The sequence below is a fragment of the Pseudomonas sp. S36 genome (assembly GCF_016647875.1).
Taxonomy (GTDB): domain Bacteria; phylum Pseudomonadota; class Gammaproteobacteria; order Pseudomonadales; family Pseudomonadaceae; genus Aquipseudomonas; species Aquipseudomonas parafulva.
Genome location: NZ_JACVVG010000075.1, coordinates 1 through 13966 on the forward strand (window position 1 = coordinate 1; position 13966 = coordinate 13966).

At 62.0% G+C, this 13966-nt stretch carries 10 protein-coding genes; 7 read left to right on the forward strand and 3 right to left on the reverse strand.

What is annotated here, in order from left to right:
• The first annotated feature begins 266 nt into the window (after window positions 1-266).
• The 3 genes from rdgC to sugE all read left to right on the forward strand — a co-directional run bounded on the left by rdgC (window position 267) and on the right by sugE (window position 2716).
• Window positions 267-1187, forward strand: coding sequence for a recombination-associated protein RdgC (gene rdgC, locus IAE36_RS22885; protein WP_028633683.1), 921 nt, complete (start codon window positions 267-269; stop codon window positions 1185-1187).
• Window positions 1188-1297: 110 nt separating this feature from the next.
• Window positions 1298-2260, forward strand: coding sequence for a bile acid:sodium symporter family protein (locus IAE36_RS22890; protein WP_201214908.1), 963 nt, complete (start codon window positions 1298-1300; stop codon window positions 2258-2260).
• 138 nt (window positions 2261-2398) lie between these two features.
• Window positions 2399-2716, forward strand: coding sequence for a quaternary ammonium compound efflux SMR transporter SugE (sugE, locus tag IAE36_RS22895; protein WP_028633685.1), 318 nt, complete (start codon window positions 2399-2401; stop codon window positions 2714-2716).
• 7 nt (window positions 2717-2723) lie between these two features.
• Here sugE and IAE36_RS22900 read toward each other — a convergent pair whose 3' ends face one another.
• Window positions 2724-4601, reverse strand: a complete 1878-nt coding sequence (locus IAE36_RS22900; RefSeq protein ID WP_201214909.1) for an MFS transporter — start codon at window positions 4599-4601, stop codon at window positions 2724-2726.
• Window positions 4602-4974: 373 nt separating this feature from the next.
• Between IAE36_RS22900 and IAE36_RS22905 the strand changes: the two genes are divergently transcribed.
• The gene (locus IAE36_RS22905; RefSeq protein ID WP_201214910.1) at window positions 4975-8451 is read left to right on the forward strand and encodes a PAS domain-containing hybrid sensor histidine kinase/response regulator; all 3477 of its coding nucleotides are present in this window, start codon (window positions 4975-4977) and stop codon (window positions 8449-8451) included.
• Here the strand turns inward: IAE36_RS22905 and rmuC are convergent.
• Both rmuC and IAE36_RS22915 read right to left on the reverse strand, forming a co-directional pair.
• Window positions 8423-9796 (reverse strand): DNA recombination protein RmuC, encoded by a 1374-nt coding sequence (gene rmuC / locus IAE36_RS22910; RefSeq protein WP_201214914.1) that lies wholly within the window; start codon window positions 9794-9796, stop codon window positions 8423-8425. The genes IAE36_RS22905 and rmuC overlap by 29 nt on opposite strands.
• Window positions 9797-9996: 200 nt before the next feature.
• The gene (locus IAE36_RS22915) at window positions 9997-10413 is read right to left on the reverse strand and encodes a sel1 repeat family protein (RefSeq protein WP_201214911.1); all 417 of its coding nucleotides are present in this window, start codon (window positions 10411-10413) and stop codon (window positions 9997-9999) included.
• A 948-nt stretch (window positions 10414-11361) separates the two neighbouring features.
• On the opposite strand from IAE36_RS22915, the gene IAE36_RS22920 reads away from it, so the two are divergent.
• The 3 genes from IAE36_RS22920 to IAE36_RS22930 all read left to right on the forward strand — a co-directional run bounded on the left by IAE36_RS22920 (window position 11362) and on the right by IAE36_RS22930 (window position 13729).
• Window positions 11362-11586, forward strand: coding sequence for a hypothetical protein (locus IAE36_RS22920; protein WP_028633693.1), 225 nt, complete (start codon window positions 11362-11364; stop codon window positions 11584-11586).
• Window positions 11587-11834: 248 nt separating this feature from the next.
• A complete protein-coding gene (locus IAE36_RS22925) occupies window positions 11835-12317 on the forward strand; it encodes a hypothetical protein (protein WP_201214912.1) in 483 nt (160 codons plus the stop codon).
• A 146-nt stretch (window positions 12318-12463) separates the two neighbouring features.
• A complete protein-coding gene (locus IAE36_RS22930) occupies window positions 12464-13729 on the forward strand; it encodes an OmpP1/FadL family transporter (protein WP_201214913.1) in 1266 nt (421 codons plus the stop codon).
• Window positions 13730-13966: the final 237 nt, after the last annotated feature.

A 13966-nucleotide genomic window follows, 5' to 3' on the forward strand; every position in this document is an offset into this window, starting at 1 on the left:
CCGACCCTCTGCTTGTAAGGCAGATGCTCTCCCGGCTGAGCTAATCACCCTTCGTCTCGGTGTGGCGCGCATTCTACGGAGGGCATTCCACCCTGGCAAGCTCTTTTTGAAAAATATTTGAAAAAAAACGCAGGCCTTTCAATAACCTAGCGCAACCGCCGGTTTAATTGCCCCTGGAGTGACTACTGGCCCTCTGACAGGGTTGGCCTCGGGGGGCCGCTCGGAGAATAATGCCCGCCTTATGCATTAAGGAGAGATCCCCCCTCATGTGGTTCAAGAACCTGCTCACCTATCGCCTGACCCAGGATGTGCCTTTCGAGGCTGAAGCGCTGGAAGCCGCATTGGCCAGCAAGCCGGCCCGCCCCTGTGCCAGCCAGGAGCTGACCACCTATGGCTTCGTCGCCCCGTTCGGTAAAGGCGAAGACGCTCCCCTGGTGCATGTAAGCGGCGAATACCTGCTGATTGCCGCCCGCAAGGAAGAACGCATCCTGCCCAGCAGCGTGGTCAATGACGCTGTAAAGGAAAAGGTCGAAGAGATCGAAACCGAGCAGATGCGCAAGGTTTACAAAAAGGAACGCGACCAGATCAAGGACGAAATCATCCAGGCGTTCCTGCCGCGTGCGTTCATCCGCCGCTCGATGATCTTCGCCGCCATTGCCCCACGCCTCGGGATGGTGCTGGTCAACTCGGCCAGTGCCAAGCGCGCCGAAGACCTGTTGTCCACCCTGCGCGAAGTGATGGGCTCGCTGCCTGTGCGCCCGGCTACCGTCAAGATCGCCCCGGTCGCCACCATGACCGACTGGGTCAAGTCCCAGCAGGCTGCCGAAGGCTTCTATGTACTGGATGAGTGCGAGCTGCGCGACACCGCCGAAGACGGTGGCATCGTGCGCTGCAAGCGCCAGGACCTGACCGGCGAGGAAATCCAGCTTCACCTGAGCACCGGCAAGGTGGTGACCCAGCTGGCCATGGCCTGGCAAGACAAACTGTCGTTCGTACTGGACGACAAGATGGTGATCAAACGCCTGAAGTTCGAAGAGCTGCTGCAAGAGCAGGCCGAGCAGGACGGCGGTGACGAGGCTGCCCAGCAGTTCGATGCCAGCTTCCAGCTGATGATGATGACCTTCGCAGAATTCCTGCCCACACTGTTCGAAGCCCTGGGCGGCGAAGAAATCCCCCAAGGCGTCTGATAGCGCCTGCGCAGCCTGGGCCGCAAGCTACAACAACAAGCACACCCGAGTGGCGCTGATCAAAGCGCCACTTCTTTATTACTTGCAGCTGAACCGGAGAATTCCCTGCCATGCGTGCGCTCGCCGCTCTCAGCCGTTTCGTCGGCAACACCTTTGCCCTGTGGGTGCTGGTATTTGCCGTACTGGCCTTCCTGCAACCCCAGTGGTTCATTGCCCTGAAAGTGGCCATCGTACCGCTGCTGGGGCTGGTGATGTTCGGCATGGGCCTCACCCTCAAACTGGACGACTTTGCCGCCCTCGCCCGCCAACCCTGGCGCGTGATGCTGGGGGTGGTGGCCCATTTCGTGATCATGCCTGGCATGGCATGGCTGCTGTGCCAGGTGTTTCACCTGCCGCCTGAAATCGCGGTGGGTGTGATTCTGGTGGGCTGCTGCCCCAGTGGCACCGCGTCCAACGTCATGGTCTGGCTGTCCCGTGGCGACCTGGCGTTGGCGGTAGCCATTGCCGCAGTGACCACCTTGCTGGCGCCATTGCTCACCCCCGCGTTGATCTGGTTCCTGGCCTCGGCCTGGCTGCCGGTGTCCTTCATGGACATGTTCTGGTCGATCTTGCAGTTGGTCATGCTGCCTATCGTGCTAGGGGTGCTGGCGCAGCGCTTGCTGGGCGCACGGGTACAGGCTGCGGTACAGGTGTTGCCACTGGTGTCGGTGGTGAGCATCGTCATGATCGTGTGCGCGGTGGTGGCGGCCAGCCAGGCCAAGATTGCCGAATCCGGTTTGCTGATCATGGCGGTGGTCATCCTGCACAACAGCTTCGGCTACCTGCTGGGTTACCTCACTGGCAAGCTGTGCAAACTGCCCTTGGCCCAGCGCAAGTCGCTGGCCCTGGAGGTCGGCATGCAGAACTCCGGGCTGGGGGCGGCGCTGGCGGCAGCGCATTTTTCGCCACTGGCAGCGGTGCCCAGCGCGCTGTTCAGCGTTTGGCACAATATTTCCGGGGCATTGTTGTCCACCTGGTTCCGGCGCATGGACGACGCAGGCGCCGCGCCTCAAGAACCTACTGCAGGCCACTGAGCGGGACCACGTGCCCCTGCCCTCTTGATCCGAAGCGGGCAGATGGGCACCATGCAAGTCACAGTGAGGACGACCTCACGACGCCGAGCGTGATCATTACGGGGACGGCCCCATCATCCCACCTGATGGAGACGCATCATGTCCTGGATCATCCTGTTCTTTGCCGGCCTGTTCGAAGTAGGCTGGGCCGTTGGCCTGAAATACACCGATGGTTTCAGCAAGCCCCTGCCTACTGCCCTCACCATCGCGGCCATGGCAGTCAGCCTGGGCCTGCTGGGCCTGGCCATGAAAGAGCTGCCGCTGGGTACGGCTTACGCCATTTGGACAGGCGTAGGTGCAGTGGGCACGGTAATCGCCGGCATCATCCTGTTTGGTGAGTCCATGGCCCTGGTGCGGCTGGTCAGCGTGGCACTGATCATCTGTGGCCTGGTGGGCCTCAAAGTCAGCGCCAGCTGACAGCCTGTCAGCGTATGGCGCCGCGCAAGCGGCTGACCTGCTCACGCAACACCTCTGGCTGCGCCGCCTCCGCGGGGATGGCGGCGCCTGCCACGATGGTCACCCGCGACCACAGCCGCTTGAAAAACCCTTTGGCAGGGTCACGGCTGAAAAAGCTGCCCCACAACCCCTGCAACGCCAACGGAATGACCGGCACCGGCGTTTGTTCCAAAATGTGGCTGACGCCGCCCTTGAACACATCGATCTCCCCATCGGCCGACAGCTTGCCTTCCGGGAAGATGCACACCAGCTCGCCTTCGGCCAGGTACTGGGCAATGCGTGCGAACGCGCGTTCGTAAGTCGCCAGGTCTTCGCTGCGCCCGGCAATCGGGATGGCACCTGCGGTGCGGAAAATGAAGTTCAACACCGGCAGGTTGTAGATCTTGTAATACATGACAAAACGAATCGGCCGGCGGATGGCCCCGCCAAGCAGCAGCGCGTCAACGAACGACACATGGTTGCACACCAGCAATGCCGGCCCTTCGTCCGGTATACGCTCCAGGCCCTGGTGCTTTACCCGGTACATCGAGTGGCTGAGCAACCAGATGAGAAAGCGCATGGTGAATTCGGGCACGATGCTGAAGATGTAGGCGTTGACCGCAATGTTCAGCAATGACACCACCAGGAACAACTGCGGGATGGTGAACCCGGCCAGGCCTAGCAGGGCAATGGTCAGCAGCGCTGAAACCACCATGAACAATGCATTGAGAATGTTGTTGGCGGCGATCACGCGGGCGCGCTGGTCTTCGGCGGTACGGGCCTGGATCAGCGCATACAGCGGCACGATGTAGAAACCGCCGAACACGCCCAGGCCAACGATGGACAGCAGCACCCACCAGGCCTGGCTCATGCCCAGCAGTGCTAGCCAGTCGTGGGGCGCAGCGGCTGCCGGTACGTCGCCGGAGTGCCACCACCACAGCAAGCCGAACACGGTCAGCCCGAACGAGCCGAACGGCACCAGCCCGATCTCGACCTTGCGCCCGCTCAGGCGCTCGCACAGCAGCGAGCCCAGGGCGATGCCTACCGAAAACAGCGTCAGCACCAGCGTAACGACCGTGCCGTCACCGTGCAGCCAGTCCTTGGCGTAGGCAGGGATCTGGGTGAGGTAGATGGCGCCGGCGAACCAGAACCAGGAGTTGCCCACGATCGACCGGGACACTGCCGGCGGCTGCCTTAGCCCCATGCGCAGAATCACCCAGGACTGCTTGAAGATGTTCCAGTCCAGCACCGCATGCGGTGACGCCGCCGCCGCGCGCGGGATCCAGCGGCTGGCCAGGTAGCCCAGTACAGCAGTACCGACCACACCGCCGGCCACCACCCAGGCGTAGTCGTCGGAGGACATCATCACCCCGGCGCCGATGGTGCCGGCCAGGATGGCCAGGAACGTGCCGGTTTCCACCAGCCCATTGCCACCTACCAGTTCCTGTTCGCGCAGGGCCTGGGGCAGGATGGAATACTTGACCGGACCGAACAGCGCCGAATGGGTCCCCATCCCGAACAGGGCCACCAGCATCAGGGCCAGGTGGTTGGTGACGAAGCCCAGCGCGCCTATCGACATGATGCCGATTTCGGCAAGCTTGATCGCGCGGATGAGCGCGTCCTTGGCAAACTTCTCGCCAAACTGCCCGCCCAGTGCCGAGAACAGGAAAAACGGCAGGATGAACAGCAGGGCACACAGGTTGACCCAGATGGAGCGATCGCCATCACCCAGGCTCAACTTGAACAGAATCGCCAGGATCAGCGACTGTTTGAACAGGTTGTCGTTGAACGCACCCAGCGACTGGGTGATGAAAAATGGCAGGAAGCGCCGCTTGCCGAGCAAGGTGAATTGCGAGGAGTGACTCATCGTCCTTGGTCCTGGGTTCAGCCATGGGTGGCAGTTATCTGATTGGGATGCACGCGGCCTCTATGAAGCCACAATTGCCACCACCACTGACAGGCCTGTTTCCAGGGAGTTGCACGCCACACCCTTGGCGTCAGTCGACCCCGAACAACCGTTGCGCCGTATCGACCAACAGGGCCTGGCGCAGTGGCGCCGCGCAACCCAGTGCGTCGAACTGCCCGACCACACTGGCGAAACTCACCCCTGCCTCATGCTGGATATGCGGCCGTGTGGCTGCGACGACCTGCCACTGCGACCAATGTCGGCGCTGACGACAAGGCGCTGCCCGTGCCAGACTGACCCATCGGGCCACGTTATTTTTTGCTTCGGAGTCTTCATGTCGTTGTCCAGCGGGTTGATCGCCGTGGTCGCCCTCGCCTATATGGCCATCATGTTCGCCATCGCGTTCTACGGCGACCGCCGCAGCACGCCGCTGCCGCCGAAGTTGCGCGCCTGGGTGTACAGCCTGTCGCTGGCGGTGTATTGCACCAGCTGGACATTCTTCGGCGCCGTCGGCCAGGCCGCCGAGCAGTTGTGGGCGTTTTTACCCATTTACCTGGGGCCGGTGCTGCTGCTCATCTTTGCACCCTGGGTGGTGCAGAAGATGGTGCTGATCAGCAAGCAGCAGAACATCACGTCGATCGCCGACTTCATCGCCGCACGTTACGGCAAGTCGCAAACCCTGGCGGTGGTGGTGGCGCTGATCTGCCTGGTGGGCGTACTGCCCTATATCGCCCTGCAGTTGAAGGGCATCGTGCTGGGCGTGAACCTGCTGATCGGCGCCAATGCCGACGCCACCGGTACCCGGGTGCAGGACACCGCACTGGTGGTTTCGCTGGTGCTTGCCGTGTTCGCCATCGTGTTCGGCACCCGCAGCCTGGATGTCACCGAACACCACCGTGGCATGGTGCTGGCCATCGCCTTCGAGTCGCTGATCAAGCTGCTGGCGTTTCTGGCGGTGGGTATCTTCGTGGTCTTCAACCTTTACGACGGCTTCGATGACCTGTTCACGCAGGCGCGGCAATCCATCCATCTGCAGGACTACTGGCAAGAAACAATCAACTGGCCGTCGATGGTGGTGCAGACCGCCGTGGCGATGATGGCCATCATCTGCCTGCCGCGGCAGTTTCACGTCACCGTGGTGGAAAACATCGAACCTCAGGACATGCGCCTGGCGCGCTGGGTATTTCCGATGTACCTGGCGCTGGCCGCGCTGTTTGTGGTGCCCATCGCCCTCGCCGGGCAGATGCTGTTGCCGGGGACGGTGATGTCCGACTCGTTTGTCATCAGCCTGCCACTGGCCGAAGCCCACCCCAGCCTGGCCCTGCTGGCGTTCATCGGCGGCGCCTCTGCGGCCACCGGCATGGTGATTGTCGAGGCGGTAGCGCTGTCGACCATGGTGTCAAACGACATGCTGCTGCCGTGGCTGCTGCGGCGCAACAATGCCGAACGGCCATTCGAGGTGTTCCGCCACTGGATGCTTTCGGTACGCCGGGTGACCATCGTGGTGATCCTGCTGCTCGCTTACGTCAGCTACCGCCTGCTGGGCTCTACCGCCAGCCTGGCTACCATCGGCCAAATTGCGTTCGCCGCCGTTACCCAGTTGACGCCGGCCATGCTCGGGGCACTCTACTGGAAGCAGGCCAACCGCCGTGGCGTGTTTGCCGGGCTGGCAGCCGGCATCTTCTTGTGGTTCTACACACTGGTACTGCCCATTGCCGCCCACAGCGTTGGCTGGTCATTGCAGCTGTTCCCGGGGCTGGCGTGGCTGCACGGCAACCCGCTGAACCTGCCGATCAGCCCGCTCACCCAGGGGGTAGTGTTGTCACTGGCCGGCAACTTCACACTGTTCGCCTGGGTGTCGGTGCTGTCGCGCACACGGGTGTCGGAACATTGGCAGGCGGGCCGCTTCATCGGCCAGCAAACCAGCGCCCGCCCCAGCAGCAAGCCCTTGCTGGCGGTGCAGATCGACGACTTGCTGACCTTGGCCTCGCGTTTTGTCGGCGAAGAGCGCGCCCGGCAGAGCTTCATCCGTTTCGCCTACCGCCAGGGCAAGGGCTTCAACCCCAACCAGAACGCCGACGGCGACTGGATCGAGCATACCGAGCGCCTGCTGGCCGGGGTACTGGGCACGTCCTCCACGCGGGCGGTGGTCAAGGCCGCCATCGAAGGCCGCGACATGCAGCTGGAGGACGTGGTGCGCATCGCCGACGAGGCCAGTGAGGTGCTGCAGTTCAACCGCGCCCTGCTGCAGGGCGCCATCGAGAACATCAACCAGGGCATCAGCGTGGTCGACCAGAACCTGCACCTGGTGGCCTGGAACCGCCGGTACCTGGAGCTGTTCAACTACCCGGAGGGGCTGATCAGCGTGGGCCGGCCCATCGCCGACATCATCCGCTACAACGCCGAGCGCGGCCTGTGCGGGCCCGGCGAGGCCCAGGTGCACGTGGCGCGGCGCCTGCACTGGATGCGCCAGGGCCGGGCGCACTCCTCCGAGCGGTTGTTCCCCAACGGCCGCGTGATCGAGCTGATCGGCAACCCCATGCCGGGGGGCGGGTTCGTGATGAGCTTCACCGACATCACACCGTTCCGCGAAGCCGAGCAGGCGCTGCGGGACGCCAATGAGGGCCTGGAACAGCGCGTAGCAGAGCGCACCCACGAGCTGTCGCAACTGAACCAGGCGCTGACCGAAGCCAAGAGCCATGCCGAGGCGGTCAGCCAGTCCAAGACGCGCTTCCTGGCTGCGGTCAGCCACGACCTGATGCAGCCGTTGAACGCGGCAAGGCTGTTCTCTGCAGCCCTTTCCCAGCAGGCCGAGGGCATGACTACGGAAGCCCGGCAACTGGTCCAGCACATGGACAGCTCGCTGCGCTCTGCCGAGGAACTGATCAGCGACCTGCTGGATATCTCACGGCTGGAAAACGGCAAGATCACCCCGGACGCCAAGCCATTCGCCCTTAACGAACTGTTCGACACACTGGGTGCCGAGTTCAAGGTGCTGGCTGCCGAAAAAGGCCTGGAGTTCCGTCTGCGCGGCAGCCGCCTGCGGGTGGACAGCGATATGAAACTGCTGCGCCGGGTACTGCAAAACTTCCTCACCAATGCCCTTCGCTACGGCAAAAGCCCGATCTTGCTGGGCACCCGTCGCCAGGGCGAGCGGCTGTGGCTGGAGGTGTGGGACCGTGGCCCAGGTATCGCCGATGACAAGCTGCAGGTGATCTTCCAGGAGTTCAAGCGCCTGGACAGCCACCAGACCCGCGCCGAAAAAGGCCTGGGCCTGGGCCTGGCGATCGCCGACGGCCTGTGCCGGGTACTGGGGCACTCCCTGGAGGTGCGCTCGTGGCCTGGTAAGGGCACGGTGTTCCGGGTCAGCGTACCCATCGCCCGCCAGGCCGCGGCGGCCACCACCGCGCCGCTGGAACAACGCAGCGAGCCGCTGGCTGGCCTGCAGGTACTGTGCGTGGACAATGAAGACAGCATTCTGATTGGCATGAACAGCCTGCTCAGCCGCTGGGGCTGCCAGGTGTGGACGGCCCGCAGCCGCGCCGAATGCGAAGCGCTGCTGGCAGACGGCATGCGCCCGCACCTGGCCCTGGTGGACTACCACCTGGATGACGGCGACACCGGCACCGGCCTGATGGGCTGGTTACGGGCGCGGCTGGGCGAACCGGTACCGGGGGTGGTGATCAGTGCCGATGGCAGCAAGGAAACCCTCGGGCTGGTGCATGCTGCGGGCCTGGACTTCCTGGCCAAGCCGGTCAAGCCAGCGGCGCTGCGGGCCCTGCTCAACCGTCATCTGAGCCTGGTTCAGTAAGCGCTTCCCCTGGCACCGCCTCATCGCTCAGGGCCCGCTCCAGCAAGCTGGGTGGCAGGCTCTTGCTGGCCCTGGCCCCCAGCAACTTGAGCTGCTCGCTGCGGCTGACCAGGTTGCCGCGCCCCTCGCACAGTTTGTTGCGCGCGGCGGCGTAGGCCTTGTCCACTTGTTGCAGGCGGCTGCCCAGCTCGTCCAGGTCCTGGATGAACAGCACGAACTTGTCGTACAGCCACCCGGCGCGCTCGGCGATTTCGCGGGCGTTCTGGCCCTGACGCTCCTGCTTCCACAGGCTGTCGATGACGCGCAGGGTGGCCAGCAGGGTGGTTGGGCTGACAATCACGATCTGCCGGTCGAAAGCTTCCTGGAACAGGTTCGGCTCTGCCTGCAGGGCGGCAGAGAACGCTGCCTCGATAGGCACGAACAACAGCACGAAATCGAGGCTGTGCAAGCCTTCGAGCCGGCTGTAGTCCTTGCTGGACAAACCTTTGACGTGGCTGCGCAGCGATTGCACATGTTGCTTGAGCGCCGCTTCGTCGTTGCCAGCCACGTACTGCTGGTAGGCGGTGAGGCTGACCTTGGCATCCACCACCACCTGCTTGTCGCCGGGCAGCATGATCAGCACGTCCGGCTGGAAGCGCTCGCCATCGGCGCTCTTGAGGCTCACCTGGGTCTGGTACTCGCGGCCCTTCTCAAGGCCGGCGTGCTCCAGCACCCGCTCCAGAACCAGCTCACCCCAGTTGCCCTGGGTTTTCTGCCCTTTCAACGCCTGGGTCAGGTTGGTGGCTTCGTCTGACAGGCGCAGGTTGAGCTGTTGCAGGCGCTCCAGCTCCTTGCCAAGCGAGAAACGCTCGCGAGCTTCCTGTTGGTAGCTTTCCTCCACGCGCTTTTCGAACGACTGGATACGTTCCTTGAGCGGGTCGAGCAATTGCCCCAGGTGCTGTTGGCTGGTTTGGGCAAAACGCTGTTCGCGCTCGTCGAAAATTTTTGTGGCCATGTCGGCGAACTGGGCACGCAACGTTTCCCGGGCCTCCTGCAGGTCCTCCAGGCGCTGCTGATGGCTTTCCTGCTGCTCACGCAGCTCCGCTTCCAGGCGCGCTGCCTGCGCCTCCAGGCGACGCAGCTCGGCCTCGCGGTTGGCGCGTTCCAGGTTCCAGGCATGGGAGGCATCGCGAGCGTTGTCGCGCTCGACTTGCAGCAACTCCAGCTCACGGCCCTGGGCGGCGAGCTGGGCCTGCTTGGCGGTGTTGGCTTCGCTGAGGTCGCTGACCTCGTCACGGCTGGCGTCCAGTTGCGCCTGCAGCCCGGCCTGGGCCAGCTGGGCTGCGTTGAGGCGCTCTTCCAGCAGTGCCTGCGCTGCGTGCCGCGCCCCATGCCCACGCTGTAGCTGCATGGCCCACACCAGGCCAGGCACCGCCCCCGCCACCAAACCCAGCAGGACACTGGCCAGATCAACTGTCATGCTTACCCCGATTACTGTTCTGGCAAATGGGGCAGCTTATCAGCCCGGCAGGAGGGTTGCCCGCGCTACGCGCGACCAGGCGCACTTCAGGCGCCGAACCACTGCTGCAGCAGTGTGCGAGCCTCATGCGACCCCTGGCCTGCGGCCAGCTCCAGCCAGAACCGGGCCTGGTCCGGGGCACTGTGCTGGCAAACACGTGCGTATTCCAGCTGAGCCCGGCGATCACCGCCCCGTGCGGCCTGACGCAGCAGGTCATGACCAATGCGACGGTCGCGCGCGTTGCCACAGTCGCGGCACAACATCTGCCCCAACCGGCTCTGCGCAACCACCACGCCTTGGCGAGCTGGCCGTTTGAGCAAGCGGCCAGCCAGGTGCTTGACCTTGGGCTTTTCATTCAGCCGTGGGTTATCCAGCAACCACAGGGCAACCTTGAGCGAGAATCTGCGGTCGGGGGGCGCAGCAGCTATGGCGGTGTTGACGGAGGTTTTACCGAGAGACTTCATGGCAACAGGGGCAGGCAAATCGAAAAGCGCGCCACTCTACTCCTTTTCCCGACATCGGCCCAACGCGACGGCTTATTTTTAAAAAAATTTCATGTGATCGTTTCTTGACGTAGTCAGGGTAATGAGTGGATGCCTGGGCTTACCCATCTAAACGAGTTGGAAGGCAGTCTGGCCGCGCCATGCCCGGGCTAGAGCAAGCGCTTGGGACAATCCACAGTTCCTGTGGATAACTCGGTGGACAACCCCTTCCCACCCCCCTCAAAGCCGCGTGGTATATGGCCTCCTGACAAACTGACGATTTTTTCACCAGTTAAAAATAGTGTTTTTTTTCATTGACTTAACTGGCCAGTCAAGTCATTGGCGAAGGCTCCGCTGCGTGTTGCGGGGGTGTTACAGGAGCCGCACCGAATGTGCACAAGCCGTGCGAAAACATCCGTTCGGGTATCCGATGCCTCGATCCCGCCCCAAAAAGGAGCATTACAACCCCTTCACAGCCTCAGGAAATCCGAACATAATGCTCGGCTGGCTTCGCAGATAATAATGCTTGCCAAGCTTGCGAAGCTCCGGTAAGATGCCCCTCGTTAGTACCAAGCTGAAAGTCAATTCTGGCCAACAGTGTCCTTGCAGACTCGCTTCCCCAACAGCGTACTGCTGAAACCAGGACCGGCCCTTTAGATGATTCGCCCGGCAGCCAATAGGCTGTACGCCAATGAATCACATGACAGATTGATCAGGATCCCACCCGATGGCCCAGAACCCTGGCCCCGGCGTGCTGCCTGCCCTCTGAAGTACCTACCAGTCAGCCCAAGCGCCCACTACTTGATTGCGCTCCCTCTGGCTGCATTGTTCCAGTCGGGTTCTCTCGTCCCTTAATAAAGGCGTCACTGGAACGTTTCTATCATGCACGGATCCTAACCCCCGTGTTCAACGCAGGAAACTTCCAACAATATGCAAACTCATCACCAAATTCAGGCTGCCATTGGCACCCTTTCCCAAGCCTTCTCCCCACTGAAGTGCCTGATCGTGGCCCCACGCAAGGGCAGCTTCAGCTTCACCCTGGTGGACGAACATGGCATCGCCTGCCACACCGAACGCTTGTACCCCGAGCAGTACAGCCGCAGTGAGCCGCTGCAGGCGATCATTGCCCGGACACGCCAGTCGCTCACCGCGTGAGCGGAGAATGCCGGCCCATTCAAGCGCTGAATACCCCCATCGCAAGCCTGCCTGAGCAGACCCAGCGTAATTGCCTTAGGGCATATGGCTGGTCGACTCTGGCAGTAATCGATTTAAAAACAGCCCTTTACACCATGATTATCACACTACACTTCAACTCGAGCGGTGCTTGCCGCTTCCGGCGGGCCTGAACATTCACCAGCTGCCAAGCTCCAGCGCCCGTCGGTCCCTTACTGCTCGAGGGCATCATGGGTATTGCGGCGAAGGAACTCTGTCAGCATGTCATTCGGCCCACTCTGGCCTACCTGAACCGTCACTGCGCCAGCGCTGAAGCGTTGTTGCTCGGCATTGCCGCAAGCCAGTCGGCGCTCGGGTCTGCACTGCACGATCGACGTGGCCACGGGCTTTACCGTATCGGCGAGCACCGCCACCGAGCCGTGTGGGACGAATACCTGGCCCTGGACCCTGAACTCGCCAGCCTGGTACGCGGCCTGGCCAGCCAACACGCCTTTCTCGGCAGCCCGCACCTTGAACTGACCGTCAACCTGCGCTACTCCACCGCCATCGCGTGGATGCTGGTGGAGGCCCAGGCACCACTGCTTCCTCCCGCAGACGACCTTCAAGCGCTGGCCCGCATCTGGCGACAGGTGTTCAGCCCTCAGGGGCGGCTGCGCGATTTCACGGAAGCGTGGGACACCTGCATTAATCAGAAACTGCCTCAACTGTCTTGAGAAGGGTCTTACAACTTAGCTAGAAAAAAAGGAATTTTGGTCGGATTGTCCTACAAAACCGCTCTATCTTCGCTGTTTGCGGCTATAGCGCGCCGCGCAATTTGTTGGTAGCTTTTCGCCTCGGAGATCCCAAGGAGTTTCTAATAATGAAAAAAGTCATGCTCAAAACCTCCCTCAGCCTCGCCGTCACGCTCGCGTCCGGCCAACTGTTCGCCAGCGGTTTCGCTCTGAACGAACAGAGCGTTAGTGGCATGGGGACAGGTTTCGCGGGACGTTCCTCATCTGCCGAAGATGCCAGCACTGTGTATGGCAACCCGGCCGGCATGTCCCGCATCAAGCGCCAGCAGGTTACCGTGGGCGGCGCGGCGGTCATCGCCAAGTCGGATATCTCAGGCCCAGGTAGCAATCTTGGGGGGGAAACCGACGGTGACATGGTACCGGTCGTTGGGGTACCCATGGGTTACTACGTCAAACCCATCGATGACCACTGGAGCGTTGGCTTCGGGGTCTACGTGCCGTTTGGCCTGGTCACCGATTACGGCAGCGACGACGCTGCACGTTACTGGGGCAAGAAGAGCCACGTGGAGGTCGTCACCTTCCAGCCAACCGTCAGCTATGCCTTCAATGACAAGGTATCGATCGGTTTCGGCCCTACCATCAACCGTATCAAGGGTGAACTGGGCTCGAACCTGATCAACCCGCGCACCCCGGGGCGCAATGATGGTGAGGTGAAGATCAAGGGCGACGATACTGCAGTCGGCTACAACATCGGCCTGCTGGTGCAGGCCACCGACCGCACGCGTATCGGCCTGACCTACCACTCGATGGTGGACTACAAGCTCGAAGGCAAGACCAAGGTCACTACCCCGCTGATCGGGCCTTACAGCGGCAGCAAGTTCGATGCAAGCCTGAAAATCAAGACACCTGAGTCGGTGGACTTGTCGGTCACCCACGAACTGGACGACCAGTGGACCTTGTATGCGGGCAGCACCTGGACGCGCTGGAGCCGCCTGAAAGACATCACGGTGCAGAATGATGTACCCCGCCCGCTGGTGGGTTCGGCGTTCCAGACGATTTCGGAAGAGCAGAACTGGCATGACACCTGGGCGCACGCCGTGGGTGCGTCGTACAAGGTCAACAAGGAGTGGGTGTTGCGCACCGGCTTCACGGTTGACCAGTCGCCGACCAACAACCAGGACCGTTCGCCACGCATCCCTACCGGCGATCGCAAGATCTTCAGCCTGGGTGCTGGGTGGAGCCCGAACGACGACATGACCATCGATGTGGCTTACTCCTACCTGTGGGAAGAGGACACGAAGGTTAACCAGGTGAGTGCGACCAAGGGTAGCTACCGGGCCAAGTACGAGAACAGTGCTCATGGTTTGGGCGCTTCGCTGACGTATCGGTTCTGATCGGTACGTTATGTGTGAAAAACCGCCCTTGTGGCGGTTTTTTGTTTGGCGTGTGGGTGGGTGTGCTGAGTTAGATTTTCTGAATGGGCTATGGCGTCTGCAGGCGTCCACTCGATGCAATTAAACTGCTAACTGCTAACATTTTTAATGTGGGCGCGTATTACGAGCAAACATTCTTTTGCGCAGGTGGCGCTTAGTCACCTTTCCGCCCTTCCGGCGGGTTACTTTGGTCTTGGC